The organism is Testudinibacter sp. 'clade 2', assembly GCF_006227735.1.
Lineage (GTDB): Bacteria > Pseudomonadota > Gammaproteobacteria > Enterobacterales > Pasteurellaceae > Chelonobacter.
Genome location: NZ_VDHB01000255.1, coordinates 1 through 903 on the forward strand (window position 1 = coordinate 1; position 903 = coordinate 903).

The window sequence follows — 903 nt, forward strand, 5'->3', positions numbered from 1 at the left end:
ATATAATGCAGCTTCTAAAAATATATATCCAAATCCTTCATGTTCAGATGTCATTATTGCAACATCTGTATTTTCATAAATATCCTTTTCAGATGATAATCCTTTAAAAATGACTCTATCTGCTAAGCCATAATTATTAATATGAAAATTAAGCAAATCTAAATACTCTTTTTTTAGAGCATTCCCATAAATCTGTAATATGACATTCCTATCCTGAATCAAACTCAACATTCTAACAGCATCTAACTGATTTTTTCTTTTTTGAATGCTGCCGATAATAGAGATACGCTTAAGTAACTTTTCCTTATTTTTAGAGAGCGCAATTGGATGTGTAATATTATAAATACAAACTACTTTATCTTGGTTAACACCTAATAGTTCTATCAGATCATCTCTCATATATTTTGAGACTGTTTGAATATAATCTACATAATCCACATAATCACGTAAAAGAGCTAAATTATCAACTTCTTCAATATAATTACCGTGTACCTGAATGAGGGTTTTAGCTTTTGTTTTTTTATTTGCTTTTGCAAATAAAACCATAGCTAGTGGGTGCGAAAAGATGATGAGATCATTTTCAGTTAAATTAGCATTTATATCTTGCAAAGCCTTAGCATGAGCACCATTATAAACAGCTTTCAAAAACTGTTGATTCTCAACATGAAATTCTAAATTATGAAGTTCAGATGAAGAATAAATTTCACTTAAAGCATCAAGACTATAACGAAGCACACTATCACTTAAAGGAAATGCCGGATCTAAAAAATCAAACCCTCCATTTTTACCTAAAATATTAATAATAGAAACATTAGTGCCACTATTTGAAAATGCATTAGCTGTATTAATTGTAGATTTAACCAGCCCATTTGCGGCTTTAATTCCTAATGCAAAAATATATAC

At 29.2% G+C, this 903-nt stretch carries 1 protein-coding gene; it reads right to left on the bottom strand.

The window, feature by feature from the left end:
- Positions 1–903 (bottom strand): glycosyltransferase family 4 protein (locus tag FHQ30_RS13085; protein ID WP_139625206.1); only part of this gene is annotated, 903 nt, incomplete at both ends.